16 protein-coding genes are annotated in these 15,258 nt (G+C 73.9%); 4 read left to right on the forward strand and 12 right to left on the reverse strand.

What is annotated here, in order from left to right:
• Positions 1–154 precede the first annotated feature (154 nt).
• From ACIQVZ_RS11030 to ACIQVZ_RS11040, 3 genes are all read right to left on the reverse strand, one after another.
• Complete coding sequence (locus ACIQVZ_RS11030) at positions 155–1,159, reverse strand: glycosyltransferase family 2 protein (protein WP_350883605.1); 1,005 nt, start codon at positions 1,157–1,159, stop codon at positions 155–157.
• A 203-nt stretch (positions 1,160–1,362) separates the two neighbouring features.
• Positions 1,363–2,025 (reverse strand): lytic transglycosylase domain-containing protein, encoded by a 663-nt coding sequence (locus tag ACIQVZ_RS11035; protein ID WP_402448833.1) that lies wholly within the window; start codon positions 2,023–2,025, stop codon positions 1,363–1,365.
• Positions 2,026–2,564: 539 nt separating this feature from the next.
• Entirely contained in the window at positions 2,565–3,476 is a 912-nt protein-coding gene (locus tag ACIQVZ_RS11040) for an EI24 domain-containing protein (protein WP_402448835.1), read from the reverse strand.
• Between the two features lie 143 nt (positions 3,477–3,619).
• Between ACIQVZ_RS11040 and ACIQVZ_RS11045 the strand changes: the two genes are divergently transcribed.
• On the forward strand, positions 3,620–4,417 hold the full coding sequence (locus ACIQVZ_RS11045) for a S1 family peptidase (protein ID WP_402448837.1): 798 nt from the start codon (positions 3,620–3,622) through the stop codon (positions 4,415–4,417).
• 143 nt (positions 4,418–4,560) lie between these two features.
• On the opposite strand, the gene ACIQVZ_RS11050 is transcribed toward ACIQVZ_RS11045, so the two are convergent.
• From ACIQVZ_RS11050 to ACIQVZ_RS11060, 3 genes are all read right to left on the reverse strand, one after another.
• A complete protein-coding gene (locus ACIQVZ_RS11050) occupies positions 4,561–5,751 on the reverse strand; it encodes a helix-turn-helix domain-containing protein (RefSeq protein WP_402448839.1) in 1,191 nt (396 codons plus the stop codon).
• A 165-nt stretch (positions 5,752–5,916) separates the two neighbouring features.
• On the reverse strand, positions 5,917–7,356 hold the full coding sequence (locus tag ACIQVZ_RS11055) for an amino acid permease (RefSeq protein WP_350883615.1): 1,440 nt from the start codon (positions 7,354–7,356) through the stop codon (positions 5,917–5,919).
• 256 nt (positions 7,357–7,612) lie between these two features.
• The gene (locus tag ACIQVZ_RS11060; RefSeq protein ID WP_402448841.1) at positions 7,613–7,834 is read right to left on the reverse strand and encodes a hypothetical protein; all 222 of its coding nucleotides are present in this window, start codon (positions 7,832–7,834) and stop codon (positions 7,613–7,615) included.
• Positions 7,835–8,007: 173 nt separating this feature from the next.
• On the opposite strand from ACIQVZ_RS11060, the gene ACIQVZ_RS11065 reads away from it, so the two are divergent.
• Both ACIQVZ_RS11065 and ACIQVZ_RS11070 read left to right on the forward strand, forming a co-directional pair.
• A complete protein-coding gene (locus ACIQVZ_RS11065; protein ID WP_402448844.1) occupies positions 8,008–9,003 on the forward strand; it encodes a Ku protein in 996 nt (331 codons plus the stop codon).
• Between the two features lie 44 nt (positions 9,004–9,047).
• Entirely contained in the window at positions 9,048–9,338 is a 291-nt protein-coding gene (locus ACIQVZ_RS11070; protein ID WP_350883621.1) for a hypothetical protein, read from the forward strand.
• A gap of 45 nt (positions 9,339–9,383) precedes the next feature.
• Here the strand turns inward: ACIQVZ_RS11070 and ACIQVZ_RS11075 are convergent, their stop codons facing one another.
• Positions 9,384–10,772 (reverse strand): NADP-dependent succinic semialdehyde dehydrogenase, encoded by a 1,389-nt coding sequence (locus tag ACIQVZ_RS11075; RefSeq protein ID WP_402448846.1) that lies wholly within the window; start codon positions 10,770–10,772, stop codon positions 9,384–9,386.
• A 123-nt stretch (positions 10,773–10,895) separates the two neighbouring features.
• Positions 10,896–11,177: a DUF6158 family protein gene (locus ACIQVZ_RS11080; protein WP_350883625.1), complete on the reverse strand. Its 282-nt coding sequence runs from the start codon at positions 11,175–11,177 to the stop codon at positions 10,896–10,898.
• Between the two features lie 173 nt (positions 11,178–11,350).
• Between ACIQVZ_RS11080 and ACIQVZ_RS11085 the strand changes: the two genes are divergently transcribed.
• Positions 11,351–12,334, forward strand: a complete 984-nt coding sequence (locus ACIQVZ_RS11085) for an adenosine deaminase (RefSeq protein WP_402448848.1) — start codon at positions 11,351–11,353, stop codon at positions 12,332–12,334.
• 63 nt (positions 12,335–12,397) lie between these two features.
• Here the strand turns inward: ACIQVZ_RS11085 and ACIQVZ_RS11090 are convergent, their stop codons facing one another.
• From ACIQVZ_RS11090 to ACIQVZ_RS11105, 4 genes are all read right to left on the reverse strand, one after another.
• Complete coding sequence (locus tag ACIQVZ_RS11090; protein ID WP_350883629.1) at positions 12,398–13,015, reverse strand: vitamin K epoxide reductase family protein; 618 nt, start codon at positions 13,013–13,015, stop codon at positions 12,398–12,400.
• Entirely contained in the window at positions 13,012–13,809 is a 798-nt protein-coding gene (locus ACIQVZ_RS11095; protein ID WP_350883631.1) for a thioredoxin domain-containing protein, read from the reverse strand. Before ACIQVZ_RS11095 ends, ACIQVZ_RS11090 begins: the two co-directional genes overlap by 4 nt.
• A 98-nt stretch (positions 13,810–13,907) precedes the next feature.
• Positions 13,908–14,567: a hypothetical protein gene (locus tag ACIQVZ_RS11100; RefSeq protein ID WP_402448851.1), complete on the reverse strand. Its 660-nt coding sequence runs from the start codon at positions 14,565–14,567 to the stop codon at positions 13,908–13,910.
• Between the two features lie 144 nt (positions 14,568–14,711).
• Positions 14,712–15,164, reverse strand: coding sequence for an SRPBCC family protein (locus ACIQVZ_RS11105; protein ID WP_350883635.1), 453 nt, complete (start codon positions 15,162–15,164; stop codon positions 14,712–14,714).
• Between the last annotated feature and the right edge of the window lie 94 nt (positions 15,165–15,258).

Raw genomic sequence — 15,258 nt, forward strand, 5'->3', positions numbered from 1 at the left:
GCGGGTGCGGCGACGGCTCCGGCCGATCATGGCAGCCGCGCGCCCGCAGGGGTACCGGCCACGGCCGGGGTACCGCCGATGGGGTGTCGGCGGGCGGCCGCCCGGCTGGGCCCCGCCGCCCGCGGAGGCGGGGCCGCGCACGTCCGGAGTCCGGTCACCGCCGCCCGGTGAGCGTGCCGCGGGCGATGTGGGAGAGCTTGGCCATCTCGAACGCCGGGTAGGCGCCGCCGGCCAGCAGCGAGAACTTGATCCCCTCGCGGCCGCCGGGCCGCCGGTGGCCGGGCGGCTGGAAGCGCCGGTGGTGCTCGGCGGCCCGGTGGAAGAACTGCGGCCGCTCGGCGCGGGTGACGCACCCGGCCAGGTCGAAGACGAACAGGTAGTGCCGGATCATCCGGACGAACAGCGCGTCCCGCACCGCGTACAGGTGCGGTTGGTCCTCCAGCAGCGCGAAGCTGCGCTCGTACTGGTCGAAGAGGTCGAAGACGCCGCTGCCCGGGGAACCGGTGGGGTGGACGGTCTCCCGGCGGCGCAGCTGCACGCACTCGCGCGCCAGCACGGCGACCCGGCGGGCGCCGAGCAGCGCGGCGTGCACCACCGGGATCTCCTCGTACCGGCCGTCGGGGAAGGCCAGCCGCAGCTCTTCCCAGTGGCCGCGGCGGATCAGCCGGTCCCAGACCAGCGGCGGCGCGCCGAACAGCGCGGGCTGGTCGAAGGGCTCGAGCACCTCGGGGCCGGCCTCGGCGAGCAGCGACTGCGCCCCGCCCGGCCAGTCCCGGTCGTTGTGCCGGCGGGAGTGGCCGAACAGCAGCAGGTCCACCGGGCCGGTCTGCCCGAGCCGGTCGGCGAGGTTGCGCAGCGCGTCCTGGGGCAGCTGGTGGTCGGCGTCCAGGAACAGCAGGTACTCGCCGGCCGCCCGCGCCGCCCCCGCGTTCCGGCTCACCCCGACCCCGACCGCCGCGTTGAGGTGCAGGACCGACAGCCGCGGGTGCCGGGCCGCGTACGCGTCGGCGAGCTCGCCCGCGGTGTCGGGGGAGCGGTCGGCGACCACGATCACCTCGACGTCCTGGAGGGACTGCGCGAGCAGCGAGTCCAGGCAGTCCGCGAGCTGTTTGTGCTGGTCGTAGGCGGGGAGCACGACGCTGATGAGGGGTGAGGGCATGACGCCGGAGCGTAAGAGGACGCGCTGACGGTGGCAAAGCCCTGACGGTGCGTAATACCGAGCAATCCCCGCCAAATCGTACGACCGTACGCCATATCTTCACGTGGCCTGCCGGACGCGTCCACGACAGCCGGAACGCGCCGGGGCCCGCGACGCGTGGTGCGTCGCGGGCCCGGGGTGCGTCGAGGCTCGGCAGCCTCGGTCTAGTACCAGTGGTGGTTCTGCCAGAACGACCAGGCGGCGCAGGGGCTGCCGTAGCGGGAGTTCATGTAGTCCAGGCCCCACTTGATCTGGGTGGCCGGGTTGGTGCGCCAGTCGGAGCCGGCCGAGGCCATCTTGCTGCCGGGCAGCGCCTGCACCAGGCCGTACGCGCCGGAGGAGGCGTTGACGGCGAGGTGGTTCCAGCTGCTCTCGCGGGACACGATGTTGCTGAAGCACTGGAGCTGGCCGGCCGGGACGAGCTGCGCGGCGATCTGCTGCGGGCTGCCGGTGAGGGCCGGGGCGCTGGTGAGGTTCTGGCGCGCCTGGGAGCGGGAGGCGGCGGCGTCCGCGTCGGCCTTGGCCTTGGCGTCCGCCTGGGCCTTCGCGTCGGACTCGGCCTGCGCCTGGGCGGCGGACTCCGCCTCGGCCTGGGCCTGCGCCTGGGCTTCCTGGGCGGCCTGGTCGGCGGCGGCAGCGGCAGCGGTGTCAGCCTGGGCCTGGTCGGCGGCCGCCTTGTCGTCCACCGTGACGGCGGCCGCGGGGGCGGCGGCCTCGGTGGTGTTCCCGGCCTGCGGGAGGGCGAGGGCGGCGGTGGCGGCGCTCGCGACGACGAGGGTGGCGATGCCGGTGATCAGGGAGTTGCGGCGGGCATGGCTGAGCTGCATGAAGCGGACAATCCTTTTCCGTCGGGGGCCGTGCCGGTGGCACCGGGTGCGGGGCATCGCACGGGCGCCCGGGTGAGCGGGGCCCGCGCGGCCGTCCGGGACGGCCGTGGCGCCCCGGGGGAAGTGGCGGGGCGGGTCGGCTGCGCGGCGGACGGGGCCGGCTGCGCTGCCTGGCGACGGGCCATTCTTGGCAGGGCCGGGGACGGGTGGCAAAGGCGGCTGCCACTACGGCTGGTAGTAGGCGCAGGGTGGGCGTGACGGGCCGCGGCCTTGATTTTGTGATGTTTTGTCCGACTTGCGTGTTTGTAGGTCGGAGGTCGGCGGCGTCAGCCGATCGTGCGGGTGCGAGTCGTGGTGGCCTGCGTTCTTCAGGGTGTTCCCAGCGTCCGGGGGAGGGGCGGCAGCCCTCGCCGAACGGCCGGCCGACGGCCCGGCCGCGGCCATCCACTATCGGGGGCAGTAGACGGCGAACCGCGTGTGGGCGGCCTCACACGTCCGACCGGCCGGGATCGGCGCAGGGTGACCGGCCGGTCACCGCTTCAGGAGGTCGCGTGCGGGTTTCCGGTGGCGGGTCGGGAGTCCGGCTCCGCCGCCGATTCCTGCCCCTGCTCCTGCCCCTGCCCCTGCTCCTGCCCCTGCCCCTGCTCCTGCTCCTGGTCCTGGTCCTGGTCCTGCTCGTCCGCCAGGGCCGCCTCGCGGACCGGATCGAGGGCGAGGCCGCGGGCCAGGTCCCGGGCCAGCAGGGTGGCGCCCGCGACGGCCCCCGGCATGGCGAGCACCGTCACCAGCGGAACCAGGAACGCCAGGATCAGCGGCGTGCCGAAGCCCAGCGCCAGCCCGAGCCGGGCGCGCAGCAGCCGGATCCGCTCGCGCTGCGGCACCCCGCGCCGCTGGAGGGCGACGGCGACGAGCTCGACGGTCAGGAAGAAGCCGGACACCAGGAAGCCCAGCGCCGGCACCACCGTCTGCCCGACCACCGGGATGAAGCCGCAGGCGAACAGCACCACGCCGAACGCGGCCACCCGCACCAGGACATGGGCGCTGTCCCGTACCGCGATCGCCAGTTCGCGCCACAGCGGCGACTCCGGCGGGGCGGGCGCACCGCCCTCGGTCTCGTCGACCTTCGCGGACAGCGCCTCGTAGAAGGGCTGCCCGACCAGCAGGGTGACGGCGGTGAAGGTGAGCAGTGAGAGCAGCAGGCCGCCGCCGAAGGCGATCGCGGCGAGCGCGTCGCGCAGCAGGCCCTGCCAGGGCGAGCTCCAGTGGTCGGCGAACGGGGTGGCCCAGTCGGCGAGGTCCTTCGACCAGCCGCCGAGGAAGACGAGCGCGACGGCGTACCCGGCCAGGGTGAGCAGTGCGGGCAGCATGCCGAAGCCCCACCAGCGGCCGTGCCGGCCCACCCACTTCTGGCCCCCGACCAGGTACTTCATCCCCGCCACAAGATCTCGCATGGGCGATCACCCTAGGGGTTCCCCGTCCGGAACCCCGCATTGCCGTGTTCCTGCCAGTTTCGACCGGCAGGGCCGGGCCCCTCCTGCCGTGACGCGTGCGGGGCCACCCTCGGTGCTCCCCGACCTGTCGATGGAGGAACCTGATGAAGCGTCAATTCGGAAGATTCATCGTTCTGTTGCCCGCACTGGTGCTCGGCGCCGGCGCGCTGGTGCTGCCCGCCGCCGCCTCACCCGCCCCCTCGACGTCGTCGCCGGGCGTGGTCGGCGGCACGCGGGCGGCGCAGGGCGAGTTCCCGTTCGTGGTGCGGCTCTCGATGGGCTGCGGCGGTGCGCTCTACACCCCGCAGATCGTGCTCACCGCCGCCCACTGCGTCAACGGCACCGGCGCCGACACCGGCATCACCGCGACCGCCGGCGCGGTCGACCTGCGCAGCGGCAGCGCGGTCAAGGTCCGCTCGACGTACGTCTACCAGGCGCCCGGCTTCTCCGCCGCGGAGAGCGGCGACGACTGGGCGCTGATCAAGCTGGCCTCGCCGGTCGGCGGCAGCCAGGTGAGCACGCTGCCGACCACCGACTCCACCACCTACGACAACGGCACCTTCACCATCATGGGCTGGGGCGCCGCGACCGAGGGCGGCGCGCAGCAGCGCTACCTGCTCAAGGCCACCGTGCCGTTCGTCGACGACGCCTCCTGCGCCAACGCCTACCCGAGCCTGAACAGCGCGGCCTCGCTCTGCGCGGGCTACGTCGACCAGGGCGGCGTCGACACCTGCCAGGGCGACTCCGGCGGGCCGATGGTCCACCGGGACGCGGCCGGCCGCTGGGTCCAGGTCGGCATCGTGAGCTGGGGCAACGGCTGCGCCCGGCCCGGCTACCCGGGCGTCTACACCAAGGTCAGCACCTACGCGGCCGACATCGCCGCGGCGGCGGCCGGGCTCTGACGCCGACCGCCGGAGAGCCGGAGAGCCGGAGAGCTGGAGGGTCGGAGCGCCCGGGGGATCCCCGCCGGGCGCTCCGGCGCGTCAGTCGTCAGCCGCCCGCCGTCCGTGCCGGCCCCCGGCGGTCAGCGGTCAGCGGTCAGCGGTCAGCCGTCCGCCGGGGGCCGGTGCGCCGTCGAACCGCCCAGCCAGGCCCGGGCCCGGCGCCGCTCGTAGGCGATCCGGCCGGTGGCGTCCGGCGGCAGCCGGGAGAGGACGGCGGCCGCGGCCTCGTGGCGCCCGGCCCGGGCGTACGCCCCGGCGAGGCGGCCGGCGACCAGCGCGTGGTCGTGCGGGTGGGCGGCCTGGTCCAGGCGCCCCAGGGCGGCGCCCAGGTGGGCCACCGCCGCGTGCGCGTGGGCGGTGTGGCCGGTGCGGACTGCGAGGTCCCGGTGGCAGGTGCCGTGGGCGACGCCCAGCACCAGGGCGGCCCGGGAGGCCCCGGGCGCCGGCTCGCCGGCCCGCAGGGCGGCCTCGGTCAGCCGTTCGGCGTCCGCCAGCGCCCGCCACGTCTCGGGCGCCGCGCCGGCCAGCGCGTGGGCGTGCGCCTGGGCGAGGGCGGCCCAGGCGCGCAGGCCGGGCAGGGTGCGGGCGGTGGCGTGGGCGGCCTCGGCCAGGGCGAGCGCGGTGGCCGGGTCGCCGCTCCACCAGTGCAGGGTGCTCTGCCGGGCGAGCAAGGCGGCCGCGGTCGGCTGGTCGTCGGCGGCGCGGGCCCACTCCAGTCCGGCCGCGTACCAGCCGAGCGCGCGGGTGCGGCGGTCCCCCTCGAAGTGGGCCCAGCCCGCGAGTTCGGCGTAGCGGGCGGCGAGCGAGCGGACGGCGGGGGCGGTTTCGCGCGGAGCGGCGTGCTGCCAGGCGGCCAGGGTGCGGGCGTGGTGTTCGAGGACGGTGGCGAGCTGTTCGCCGCCGGTGTGGGTGGCGGCCGCGCGGTAGACGTCGAGCAGGTGGCCGAGCACGGCGAAGGTGGCGGCGTTGGGCCGGCTCGGCGGGGGCCCGGTGCCGCTCCCGCCGAGGGGTGGCAGGGCGGGGGCGGCGAGTTCGCCGAGGTGCTCCCGCTCCTGTCGGACGGGCTGCCAGAGGGCTGCCAACTCGCCGCCGGTGAGCAGGAGTTCGTCGGCCCGGGCGGGGAGGCCCGGGGGTGGCCAGCGGCGGGCGTTCTCCACTCGGCTGATCAGTGAGTTGTGGTAGCCGAGCAGGCGGCCGAGTTCGGCCTGGCTGAGTCCGCGGGCCTCGCGCCAGTGGCGCAGCCGGTGGCCGAAGCGCAGGCGCGCGGACGCGGGGGCGGGGAGGGGTGGCAAGGGGTCTCCCGGGGGGTGGGGGAGCGCTCGTGGGGGAGCGCCATGCCCAGGTATCCCCTTTGACGTGCCATTGTCAAGCCGTGGTTCGCATCCCCCGAACGGCACCGGGCCCGGGAGCCTCCGCAACGGCTCCCGGGCCCGGCACTGTCGCGCGGCGCGGACGGGTCAGGACTCCGCCGCCACCGCGGCCCGCCGCCGTCGGCCCACCACGGCCGAGGCCGCGAGCACGATCGCCGCGGCGACCAGCGACAGGTACATCTGCTTGCGCCCGTCGGCGTCGGTGAACATGTACGCCACCACGAACCCGATCATGCCGATGGCCGTCCAGGTCAGATAGGGGTACAGCCACATGCGGACGGTCAGCCGCTCGGGAGTCTCCCGCTCGATGATCCGGCGCATCCGCAGCTGGGAGAAGCAGATCACCAGCCAGACGAACAGCGCAACCGCGCCGGAGGAGTTGAGCAGGAACGCGAACACCGTGTCCGGCGAGGTGTAGTTGAAGAACACCGCGACGAAGCCGAAGACCACCGACGACAGGATGGCCACCCGCGGCACGCCCCGCTTGGTCACGGTCGCGAAGGCCTTGGGCGCGTCCCCGCGCTGGCCGAGCGAGAAGGCCATCCGGGAGGCCGTGTACATCCCGGAGTTGAGGCAGGACAGCACGGCCGTCAGCACGATCACGTTCATCACCTGGCCGGCGCCCGGGATGCCCACGTGCTCCAGCACCGCCACGTACGGGCTGCCCTTGACGGCGTCCGAGTCCCACGGCAGCAGGGTGACCACGAGCAGGATCGAGCCCAGGTAGAAGATCCCGATGCGCCAGATCACGCTGTTGGTGGCCTTGCTGACCGCGCGCTCCGGGTCCTCCGACTCGCCCGCGGCCAGGGTGACGATCTCGCTGCCCATGAAGGCGAAGACCACCGTGAGCATGCCGGTGAACACCGCGCCCACGCCGTGCGGCAGGAAGCCGCCGTGGCCGGTCAGATTGCTGGTGCCGACCGCGTGGGTGCCGGGCAGCAGGCCGAAGACGGCGAGCGTGGCGATCACCAGGAACGCGGCGATCGCCACCACCTTGATCCCGGCGAACCAGAACTCGAACTCGCCGTAGGAGGCCACCGAGAACAGGTTGGTGGCGGTGAGCACCGCCATCACGAGCAGTGCGAACGCCCACTGCGGCACGCCGGGCATCCAGGCGTTGAGGATCTTCGCGCCGGCGGTCGCCTCCACCGCGAGCACCACGACCCAGAAGAACCAGTACAGCCAGCCGATGGTGAACCCGGCCCAGCGGCCGAGCGCGCGGTCCGCGTACGCCGAGAACGAGCCGCTCTGCGGGTCGGCCGCCGCCATCTCGCCGAGCATCCGCATCACCAGCACGACCAGCACACCGGCCAGCGTGTAGGAGAGCAGGATGCCGGGCCCGGTGGTGGCGATGCCCGCGCCGGAGCCGACGAACAGGCCGGCGCCGATCACTCCGCCGATGGCGATCATGGACAGGTGGCGGTTCTTGAGCCCTGCCTTCAGGTGGCCCTCGCCGCCGTGCCCGGGCGGCCCGGCCTGCTGGGGGACCTGGGCGGCTGCCGCAGGCCTGGTGGTGTCCGCACTCATCAGATGAGCCCTGTGCCTTTCCCGCGCGCGGCGCGACCCTCGGCTCGTTGCGCCGGAGGGTGGGGGACGGACCCGCGCATTGCGGTGCAACCTAACTTCTACGGCCGAGTATCGGAACAGAGCATCCGTAAATGTTCGGTAACCGGACACAAAAAGCCAGGTCAGAGTGGGTGGAATAGTGGTGCGAAAAGCTCAAATCTGACGCACCGCCAATGAGTCAAAGGCCCTCGGGGCCCGGTTCGATCCCCGCCGTGGCTCACGGCCCGCGCAGTTCCAGCACGGTGATCCGGGCCGCGTCCGCGGGCCGACCGGTCAGCCGCGCCGCCAGGATCCGGGGGATGTCGTCCTCCTGCGAGTATCCGGGCACCACCTCGACCTCCGCCCGCCGGACACCGGCCTCGCCCCGGACCGCGTACACCACCCGGTACACGGTCCGCTCCGGCGGCGGTACGCCCTGCCCGCGCTTCCGGACGGTCATCGGTATCGACCTCCTCGGCTCATTGTCGGCCCGGTGTGGCCGATCGGGGCAAACCCGGGCACAGTGGGAGTCTCGGCACGTCCTGGGCACGTCCTGGGCGCGTCCTCGGCGCGAGGACGCCGGGCCGGGCGGGCACCTCCGGCAACGGGAAACTCCGGGAAGGAGCGACCCCCATGCAGACCACCTGGAAGGGGACGATCAGCTTCGGGCTGGTCAGCATCCCCGTCCACCTCTACTCGGCCACCCAGGAGCACGACGTCCCGCTGCACCAGGTGCACGCCAAGGACGGCGGACGGGTGCGGATGAAGCGGTACTGCGAGCGGGAGGAGAAGGAAGTCCCGTACGCGGAGATCGCCAAGGGCTACGAGTCCCCCGACGGCCGGACCGTCACGCTCACCGACGAGGACCTCGCCGACCTGCCGCTGCCCAGCAAGAAGGTCATCGACGTGCTGGCGTTCGTGGACGCCGGCGAGATCGACCCGCTGATGTTCTCCAAGGCCTACTACGTGGGCGTCGCCGACCAGGCCGCCGCCAAGCCGTACGCCCTGCTGCGCGACGCGCTCACCGCGTCCGGGCAGATCGCCGTCACCAAGATCGCGCTGCGCACCCGGGAATCCCCGGCGGTGCTGCGGGTGCACGACGGCACGCTGGTCCTGCAGACCTGCATCTGGCCCGACGAGGTCCGCCCCGCGGCCGGCATCGCGCCCGAGGGGGACGTCACCGTCCGGCCGCAGGAGCTCAGGATGGCGCGATCGCTGATGGACACCCTGTCCGAGGACTTCGACCTCGCCCAGTTGCACGACGACTACCAGCAGGCGCTGCAGCAGGTGATCACGGCCCGGTTGGAGGGCGTCGAGCTCCCGCACGAGGAGGAGCCGGGCGAGGCGCCCGACAACGTGATCGACCTGATGGAGGCGCTGCGCAGCAGCCTCAAGCGGGCCAAGGGCGGGCGGGGGCACACCGCCGGGCCCGACGAGGACGAACCGGAGGAGGAGCAGCCCGCGCCCCGCAAGCGCACCCCGGCGAAGAAGCCCGCCGCCGGGAAGGCCGCCCCGGCGAGGAGCGCTGCCCCGGCGAAGAAGACCTCGACCGCGAAGACCACGACCGCAAAGGCCGCGGCGGGAAAGACCGCGACCGGAAAGTCCACGGCTCCGCGCAAGGCCTCCTGAGCCCCGCGGATCCGGCAGCCCCCCGAGAACCGGAGGCGATCCCGATGGACCTGCTGACGTACAAGGAACTCGACACCGATCCCGACCCCGAGGCCCCGCCGCCGCACCGGAGCCCGGTGCAGCGGGCCTGGCACTGGCTGCTCGGCCTCAACCCGACCGCCGTCGTGTTCATGGTCGCGCTCTCGCTCGGCCTGGCCATGGTCGGCGCCCAGGTGAGCTGGCTGCCGATGCTGGTGCTGATGGCCATCGTCTGGGGAGCGACCGTCCTCGCCCTGGTCGGCGTGGTCGCCCGCTGGATGACGCCCGGCCGGGGCAGGCACCGCGTGGCGTCCTGACCCGGCCGCGTCCGCGCCCGGCTCGTGCCCGGCGGTCCGGGGTGCTCAGCCGATCCACACCGTGGTGATGTTGCAGAACTCCCGGATACCGTGCCCGGACAGCTCCCGGCCGAACCCGGAGCGCTTGACGCCGCCGAACGGCAGCGCCGGGTGCGAGGCGGTCATCCCGTTGAAGAACACCCCGCCGGCCTGGATGTCGCGGACGAAGCGCTCCTGCTCGCCCTCGTCCCGGGTCCAGACGTTGGAACTGAGCCCGAACGGCGTGTCGTTGGCGCGCGCCACCGCCTCGTCCAGGTCGGCGACCCGGTAGACCGTGGCGACCGGGCCGAAGGTCTCCTCCTGGTCGATCCGCATGGCCGGGGTGATGCCGGTCAGCACCGTCGGCTCGTAGAAGTAGCCGGTGTCCCAGCCCTCCGGGCGCCCGCCGCCGCACTCGACCCGGGCGCCGTGGGTGCGGGCGTCCTCGACCAGTTCCTCCAGGTCGTCCCGGCCCTGGCGGCTGGCCAGCGGGCCGACGTCGGTCGCCTCGTCCATCGGGTCGCCGACGCGCAGCGCCCGCATCGCGTCGGTGAAGGCGGCGGTGAAGCGGTCGTACACGTCGGTGTGCACGATGAACCGCTTGGCGGCGATGCAGGACTGCCCGTTGTTCTGCGCCCGGGCCCGGACGGCGGTGCGCACCGCCGCGTCCAGGTCCGCGCTGGGCAGCACCACGAAGGGGTCGCTGCCGCCCAGTTCCAGGACGGCCTTCTTCACCTCGTCGGCGGCGGTGGCGGCGACCGCCCGCCCGGCGGGCTCGCTGCCGGTGAGCGTCACCGCGGCCACCCGGCGGTCCCGGATCACGCCCTCGACCGCGCCCGAGCCGATCAGCAGGGTCTGGAAGCAGCCCTCCGGGAAGCCGGCCCGCCGGAACAGCTCCTCCAGCGCCAGCGCCGTCCGGGGCACGTTGGAGGCGTGCTTGAGCAGGCCGACGTTACCCGCCATCAGGGCCGGCGCGGCGAACCGGACCACCTGCCAGAACGGGAAGTTCCACGGCATCACGGCCAGCACCGCCCCGAGCGGGCGGTAGCGGACGTAGGCGCGGGCGGCGCCGGAGTCGGCGACGTCGGCCGGGGCCGGGTGTTCGTCGGCGAGCAGTTCCTCGGCGCGGTCGGCGTACCAGCGCATCGCCGTGGCGCACTTGGCGGCCTCGGCCCGGGAGGCGGTGAGCGGCTTGCCCATCTCCTCGGTCATCGTGCGGGCGATCGCCTCCCGGTCCTGGTCCAGCAGGTCGGCGGCCCGGCGCAGCAGGTCGGCGCGGGTGGCGAAGGGGGTGGTGCGGTAGCCGTGGAACGCGGCCTCGGCGCGGGCCAGCCGCTGTTCGATGCCGGCCGCGTCGAGCGGTTCGAAGGTCTCCAGGATCTCGCCGGTCGCGGGGTTGACGCTGGCGATGGGCATGCGGGGCTCCCAGGGGGGTCGGGGTCCGGTGCGTCTGCGCCTCTCACCCTCCCCGACGGCCCGCCCGGGGGCACGCCACCACCGCCCGGCGTGTCCCGCCGGGCGGTGGTGGCGCGGGCACGTCTACTCGGGCAGCGACTCCACCCTGGCCGCCGCCTCGCGGGCCCGGGCGCCGGCCCTGGTCCGCCCGGCCGTCACCAGCCGGCTGGGAAAGCGGTGCAGGTACTCGGCCTCCAGCTGCCCGGTGCGCAGGGTGTGCCGCTTGAGGGCCTCCTCCGAGCCGTACAGGAAGGTCTCGTGGCGCGTGCGGTGCAGCTGTTCCAGCTCGTGCAGGAGCGTGTCGTTGCCCAGGGCGTGCGGGGAGACGCCCGCAGGCCGGATGTGCGGATCCTCGACGTGCCGCATCTGGTACCTCCTCGGCGGAAGCCCCCTCCTCAAGGGTGCCCGCTGCCCCCGGCCGGTGCACCAGTTCGGGTGGCGGGGGGCGCGCCCGTCAGGCCGGTCGTGATCGAACGGATCGTAGGATGAATGCTTCTGGACTCTTCGCTCCCGCCCCCTACAGCTCGGACAGATCCCCCATGCCGCTCCCCAAGGCCGAACTCCACCTGCACATCGAAGGCACCCTGGAGCCCGAACTCGCCTTCGCCCTCGCCGACCGCAACGCGGTCACGCTGCCCTACGCCGACACCGAGGCGCTGCGGAAGGCGTACTCCTTCAGCGACCTGCAGTCCTTCCTGGACCTGTACTACGCGCTGATGGCCGTGCTGCGCACCGAGGAGGACTTCGCGGACCTCGCCGACGCCTACCTCACCCGGGCGGCCGAGGCGGGGGTCCGGCACGCGGAGATCTTCTTCGACCCGCAGGCGCACACCGCGCGCGGCGTGCCGCTCGGCGTGGTGGTCGACGGCCTGACCCGGGCGCTGGCGCGCAGCGAGGAGCGGCACGGGATCAGCACCCGGCTGATCATGTGCTTCCTGCGGGACGAGTCCGCCGAATCCGCGCTGGAGACCTTCGAGGCCGCCCGCCCGTACTTCGACCGGATCGCGGGCATCGGCCTCGACTCGGCCGAGGTCGGCCACCCGCCGGCCAAGTTCCGCGAGGTCTACCGGCGGGCCGCCGAGGCCGGGCTGCGCCGCGTCGCGCACGCGGGCGAGGAGGGCCCGGCGTCGTACATCACCGAGGCGCTGGACGTGCTCGGCGTCGAGCGGATCGACCACGGCCTGCGCTGCCTGGAGGACGGCGAGCTGGTCGCGCGGCTGGTCCGCGAGCAGATCCCGCTGACGCTCTGCCCGCTCTCCAACGTCCGCCTGCGGTGCATCGACACCCTCGCCGACCACCCGCTGCGCGAGATGCTGGAGGCCGGCCTGCTGGTCACCGTCAACTCGGACGACCCGGCGTACTTCGGCGGCTACGTCGACGACAACTTCCGGGCCGTGCGGCAGGCCCTCGCGCTCGACGAGGAGACGCTGCGCCGGCTCGCCGCCAACTCCTTCCGGGCCTCCTTCATCGACGACGAGCGCCGGGCCGAACTGCTGGCCGAGGTCGAGGAGTTCCGGTTCTGAGCGGCGTCTGACGGGCTGGTCGCCCGGCCCCGGAGCGGTAGGGCCCGGGGCCGGGCGGCGAGGTCAGAGCAGGGTGCTCCAGTAGTACCAGAACCGGTTGAGGACCAGCAGGGCGATCACCGCGTACCAGAGCGCCGGGACGACCCAGTGGTAGCGCGCCGCCTCGCGGACGACCGGGCGCAGGGCGCGGCCGGTGGGGATGATCCCGGAGCGCAGGTTGTGCAGGGTGGTGTACCAGAACAGCGGGATCATCGAGGCCCAGACCACCATGCAGTACGGGCAGAGCGCGCTGATCCGGTAGAGCGCCTGGTACATCAGCCAGGTCACGAAGCCGATGCCGAAGACCGTCCCGGCCTGGAGGCCGAGCCAGAACCAGCGCCGGTACGTCGCCCCGGCGAGCAGCCCGGCGCCGATCGCGATGACGACCCCGAAGCCGACCAGGCCGAGCAGCGAGTTGGGGAAGCCGAAGGCCTCGGCCTGGTCGCTGCGCATGATCGAGCCGCAGCTGATGATCGGGTTGATGTTGCAGGAGGGGACGTACGACGGGTCCTTCAGCAGCCGGATCTTGTCCAGGGTGAGGACCGAGGAGGCGAACAGGCCGACCGCGCCGCCGATCAGCAGCAGCCAGGCGAACGGGCGGCTGGCGCCGTACGTCCGCGCGGCGGGGGCGGCGGCCGTCATCCGGTCACCTGCTTGACCATCGCGGTGAACTGCTCGGGCGTGGCGGCCTTGCCGCCGGTGAGGACGTCCAGCTTCCTGCCGTCCAGCTTGACGGTCGGGGTGCCGGTGACGTCGCTCTTGTTGAACTCCTCGTTGACCTTGGCCGCCCACGGCGCGTAGGTGCCGTCCTGGACGGCCTTGACGAAGCCGTCGGTCTTCAGCCCGGGCACCTGGCCGGCCAGGTCGAGGAGGTGGTTGACGTCGGCGAAGCCGTCGGTGCGCTCGTCGGGCTGGTTGGCGTAGAGCACGTCGTGGAACTGCTTGAACTTGTCCGCGCCCTCGTTGAGCGCGGCGCCGGCGGCGGCCAGCGCGGTGCGTGAGCCCTTGCCGCCGAGGTTCTTGTCCAGGAACGTCGCCAGGTGGTACTCGATCTTGTACGTGCCGTCGTCGGCGAGCTGCTGGATGGCCTTGCCGGTGGTGGTCTCCAGCTGCTCGCAGAACGGGCAGCGGAAGTCCTCGTAGATCTCCAGGGTGTGCGGGGCGTCGGCCTTGCCGTAGGTGATCACGGTGCCGTCCTGGCCGCCCGTGTTGGCGGGGACGACCAGCGGGCCGCTCGCGGCCGCGTCGGCGGAGCCGGAGCCGGAGGAACCGCCGACGGCGAAGGCCACGCCCGCCACGAGGGCGAGCACGGCGGCGGAGGCGCCGCCGATCACGACCCGGCGGCGGATCCGGTCGGAGCGCTCGGCCTGGGCGCGGGCGGCGCGCATGCGGTCGGTGGCGTTGGTCTTGGCGGCGGCCTTGCGGGTGTTGCTCATGAGGTGTCGTCCTGTGCTCTCGGGCGTGCGGGGGTGCGGGCGCGCGGGGCGCGCGGCGAGAGGACCGGCCGGGAGCGGCGCCGAGCGGCGCGCGCCTGTCAGCAGGCCAGGGCGAGCGCCGGCGGACCGCGCCGGACGGTCGGGCGGACGACGACGTCCTCGGCCGGGACCAGGGTCCGGCTGGCCCGGGGGAACGGCAGCCGCGCCACCGGACGGGCCGGGACGGGCGCGGCGAGCAGCCGCAGCCATCGGGCGGCGGCCGGCAGGTGCCGGTGCAGGAAGTCGCCCAGCATCCGGACGGTGCGGGCGAGACCGGCCAGCGCGGCGTCCGCGCGGCGCAGCCAGAACGCGCCGGCCAGCGCGATCGCGGCGTGCAGCAGCAGGAGCAGCAGGACGCCGATCTGCTGGGAGACGCCGTGGCCGAGCAGGAACCCGCCCAGCGAGCCGCCGCCGCACAGCAGCGGCTGGAAGCCGCGCGCGGAGCCGGGCGGCAGGGACGGGCAGGCGGTCTGGGCGAAGTCGAACAGTGCGCTGACGCCCAGCTCCAGCGGCAGGAACACCGCCGCGACCGCCGGGTAGCCGCGCTCGCGGCCGGCCAGCGCGTACGCCACCGCGAACACGGCGGCGCAGGCCAGGGCCATCGGGCCGGCCGGCAGCGCGCGGCCGGTGACCAGGACCTGACCGAGCCCGGCGAGCAGCACGACCAGCGCGGCGAAGACCGCCGCGCGGAGCGTCCTGGTGACCGGGCCGATGTCCATGGCATCCGAGTCTGCCACAGGTTGAAAGCGAAACGGTCGGGCCGGTGGTCCGCTGTGAAGAGCCTCACCACCGGCGCTGAGCTGGGCTTATGCGGCCCTTACGCGGGCCCGCCCGCCATCCTCACCCGGGCCTGCCGACCGTGCTCAGCCGCGTCTGCCCGCCGCGCCGACCCGTTCCTCGACCAGTTCCCGGAAGTGCTCCAGGTCGTCCCGTACGGTCCGCTCGATCGCCCCGGCCAGGGCGAAACCGCGCGGCCCGCCGAACGCCTCGTGCATCGCCTCCGGGTCGTACTCCACCCGGATCTGCAGCCGGGTGTGCCGGGCGTCCAGCGGCAGCAGCGCGAACGCGCCGTGCAGCCGCGGTTCGTCGAGCGTGCGCCAGGACATCACCCGGCCACGGCCGCGGTCGGTGATCTCGGTGTCCACCGCCCGCTCGGCGCCGTCGACCTCCACCCCCAGGTGCGCCAGGTTCCGTCCGTGCGGGTGGGCGCTGCGGACGCCGTCGACGAACTGCGGGTACTCGTGCACCCGGTGCAGTTGCTCCCAGGCGGCGAGGACGGGGACGGCGAGGTCGATCTGTTCCTCAAGGATGCTCATCACGGTGCTCCGTGGCGGGGGCGCAGGGGGCGCTGGGTACGGCGCGTAGTTCCAGCCTGCGCCCCGCGAGGAGGCCGGGCAAAGGCACGCCACC

The sequence above is a fragment of the Kitasatospora sp. NPDC098663 genome (assembly GCF_044760075.1).
GTDB lineage: Bacteria > Actinomycetota > Actinomycetes > Streptomycetales > Streptomycetaceae > Kitasatospora.